Consider the following 3295-nt stretch of genomic DNA (forward strand, 5'->3'; position numbering starts at 1 on the left):
CGACTGAAGCGGTCCAGGCGCCAGAACACCACTAGGTCGAACTTCTTCTGGTAGGCCTCTAGCAGTAAGGTCTTGAACTCGGTGCGGTCGGCCTTACCACCCGATTCTTCATCGGTGAACACCTTATAGATGGTGCCATGCTGCTCTGCGAAGGCCCGCAGCTGGTGCAGCTGGTTCTCAGTATCTTGGCCCTTATCTCTAGTCGATACCCGAGCATACAATGCGATTCGCATTTACATTCTTGCTTGTTTGAGATTAATTCAACGATGTTGTCTTACCAGTCTAAATTCTGGCTTGAATCGTCTATCCTGAGCCATCAATAAATAGTTTTTGTTTACTCAGTTTGAATGCGAAACTGCCTTTAATTCTGCTTCATTAAATGACTACTAGCCATGAGCAAGCGAAAACCCAAATTAACTGGCAAACCATACGAGGAGTTAATATATAAAATATATCAAGAACTCGAGCCTCGCGCTGATACTCGTATAAATGATAAAATAGCAGGAATTGAGAGTGGCATAAATAGAGAGATTGACATATCAATAAGGCATAAAATAGGGGGCCACGAAATATTGATTATAGTTCAAGCCAAAGACCATAAAAAGGCGGCAGATATTAATATACTTGGTGAATTTAGTTCTGTCATAAAAGATGTGAGAGCGTCAAAGGGCATTCTGATATGTAGTTCAGGATTCACTAAATCAGCAAAATCGTATGCTAAAAATCACGGAATAGAAGTATGTTCTGCGCATGATGCTTCCGAAATAGATTGGAGTAAGGAAATACAAATTCCGGTCCTTAAAAAGAAAGTTATAATCAGTGCTAAATTGTCTTTCACTATGCAGGCTGTTGAAGGTATGCCTGGAAACCCTCTCGAAGTATCTTCTTTGCTAAAGCAAAACGACGGCAGTAAGATAGATGCCTTCGAATTGTTGTGCAAAATGATTAGTACTGGAGAATTGAGTATGGAGGAAGGAGATTACCAACATGTTTTTTCCGAGCATCTTTCAGTCATTGCTCATCTCTATGGTAAGGTACCATATGAAGTGACAGCTCACGAAGCAACAATGAATTATAGTATCAAATACAGGCACTACTTTAAATACTTTACCCCTAAAGAATATCGGGGAATACAAAATTTTATTACTGATGAATTTATTTTATCTTATTTAAGCGTTGATAGATCAAATGAAGTATTTTCCATAGTAGATGATAAATCGTGAAAATACGCTGGCACACCTGAGGAAATTCCATTCGGAGGTAATTTTGCTTATTTGCAACACGTATACATAGGCAACCTAATTACGAAGAAAACAATGGAATTTTTAGCGCTTTATTGGACCAATGGAGAAGATTTTGTAAGCCTGCTTAAAGAGTAATTCCACATTCGTTGAATGGCTCTCCTTATATAATTTAGGCTTCGAGCAGCAGGGCCTTGAACGCGGTGCGGTCGGCTTTGCTACCCGACTCTTGGTCGGTATATACTTGACAGATACGACCGTGCCGCTCAGCGAATTTGCGCAACTGGTGCAGTTGATTGTCAGTATCTTGGCCCTTATCCTTCGTCGACACGCGGGCGTAGATAGCAACTCGCATCTATAATGACAATTTAAAGCGGAACAATAAGCAGTATGATAGCAGAGCTAAACAATTACTTGGATTTGATGAGAAAGCTAGAACACGATTTACAGCAATACAACGCTAACCAAACTGTGTTTCAGCTATTAGACTGTCTCTTGACTCTTAACTCTATACCGGAATGGATTGCTAATGACCCTTCAGCACCTGCTAGCTTAAGCTTAATTGCTAAAGAAAAAATAGTAATCATGAAAGGTCAAAAACCAGGATTTCTATTTGATGAGTCGTTATTGGACTCTGATATTGATCAGATACTTCGTTTGATAAGACTGGTTTCCAACCACTCGAAACACAAGACGGACAGTCCACATATTCCTACAATCGAAAATGCAGGATTCCCTTATACATTTCCCGTTAAACTCGGTCAATTTTTACGGGTCGGAAATGCGGAAATTGATGCTGAAGACATATTGGATCATGCCGCAAATTTTTGGCGAAATCAAATAGCGCAGCATCCACAGGCCTGAGATAAACCATCTACTAGTGGCAGTTTTTTAGGTCTCCAAAATACGGTCGTATTCTGGAGGGAAACCGATTCCACGCAGACGGCCCGGAAACGCAGGTTCTCCGGGCCGTTTTTTAATACCGTTTATTGGATGGTTGAGCGTAGCTTTAAGTCACATGAAACCGCGTACTATGAGAATCCCAATTACCTGTGTACCATGTACGCAAATGACTCCAAGGCCTGCATACTGTACGTACGATATGCCAGTCGGCAATAGTTGTACGTATGAACTTACTTGTGATTTGGGGCACGAGACAACGACAATTATTCAGAACTCGCAATTTGAGGTAATATTTGAATCAGGTATCTCTTCACTAAAAGATGACTATTTCCGTGAAGCTGTTTTTAATTTTGCAGTAGCGCTGGAAAGGTTTTATGAGTACGGCATTCTTTATGTACTCAGAGAGCAAATGCAAGACCCTGTTACTTATAGATGGGGTGAAACTGGGTTGGATAATTACCAAGCGTTATGGGCAACTATGTCTAAGCAGTCAGAGAGGCAAGTGGGAGCTTTTTATGCGCTGTATTTAAAAGAGTTCAATGAAGCCGCTCCAGTATTTAATAAATCTTGGCTCATCAAAAATACAGGCCTTGTTTTGACGTTAAATGGGAAATCAGTCGAAACAAGTGAGTTTAGAAATAAGGTTGTCCACCAGGGATATATACCAACTAAAGCAGAAGCTATATTATATGGTGAATGTGTAAATAAATACATTCACCATATATTGAATAAGTTCATGGCAATCAATGGCCATATTTCGCTCACGACTGCAATGGATATTGAAAGACATTTGGGAGCAATGCAATACAAGGGTAGTCGTCAGAGGTGGTTCACGGGGATTAGTACATTTATTGCATCTGTGCAGGAGAGTTACTTATGCCGACCCGCATCTTTATATGAATTGTTCACTAAGCACTGATGCGAGTAGCCATCTACGCCCGGGTGTCGACGAAGACAAAGGGCCAGGACACCGAGAATCAGCTGCACCAGTTGCGGGCCTTCGCGGAGCAGCACGGCACGCTTTACAAAGTGTTCACCGATGAGGAGTCGGGTGGTAAGGCCGACCGCACCGAGTTCGAGCCCTTACTGCTCGAGGTCTACCAGAAGAAGCTCGACCTAGTGGTGTTCTAGCGCTTGGACCGCTTCAGCCA

General features: G+C 41.8%; 6 protein-coding genes. 4 read left to right on the forward strand and 2 right to left on the reverse strand.

Features of this window, described 5'->3' with window-relative positions; genetic code table 11:
• On the reverse strand, window positions 1-233 hold a 233-nt coding region (locus BEN49_RS12520; RefSeq protein WP_141765667.1), incomplete at its 3' end, for a recombinase family protein.
• 159 nt (window positions 234-392) lie between these two features.
• Here BEN49_RS12520 and BEN49_RS25680 point away from each other — a divergent pair.
• A complete protein-coding gene (locus BEN49_RS25680) occupies window positions 393-1223 on the forward strand; it encodes a restriction endonuclease (protein WP_083326053.1) in 831 nt (276 codons plus the stop codon).
• Window positions 1224-1413: 190 nt separating this feature from the next.
• On the opposite strand, the gene BEN49_RS12525 is transcribed toward BEN49_RS25680, so the two are convergent.
• Entirely contained in the window at window positions 1414-1596 is a 183-nt protein-coding gene (locus tag BEN49_RS12525; protein ID WP_070743930.1) for a recombinase family protein, read from the reverse strand.
• A gap of 68 nt (window positions 1597-1664) precedes the next feature.
• Between BEN49_RS12525 and BEN49_RS26925 the strand changes: the two genes are divergently transcribed.
• The 3 genes from BEN49_RS26925 to BEN49_RS12530 all read left to right on the forward strand — a co-directional run bounded on the left by BEN49_RS26925 (window position 1665) and on the right by BEN49_RS12530 (window position 3275).
• Complete coding sequence (locus BEN49_RS26925; protein ID WP_125916826.1) at window positions 1665-2105, forward strand: hypothetical protein; 441 nt, start codon at window positions 1665-1667, stop codon at window positions 2103-2105.
• A 238-nt stretch (window positions 2106-2343) separates the two neighbouring features.
• Window positions 2344-3063, forward strand: coding sequence for a hypothetical protein (locus BEN49_RS26930; RefSeq protein WP_125916828.1), 720 nt, complete (start codon window positions 2344-2346; stop codon window positions 3061-3063).
• Window positions 3063-3275 (forward strand): recombinase family protein, encoded by a 213-nt coding sequence (locus BEN49_RS12530; RefSeq protein ID WP_070743932.1) that lies wholly within the window; start codon window positions 3063-3065, stop codon window positions 3273-3275. The genes BEN49_RS26930 and BEN49_RS12530 overlap by 1 nt, the downstream gene beginning before the upstream one ends.
• Window positions 3276-3295: the final 20 nt, after the last annotated feature.

Source organism: Hymenobacter coccineus (genome assembly GCF_001816125.1).
GTDB lineage: Bacteria > Bacteroidota > Bacteroidia > Cytophagales > Hymenobacteraceae > Hymenobacter > Hymenobacter coccineus.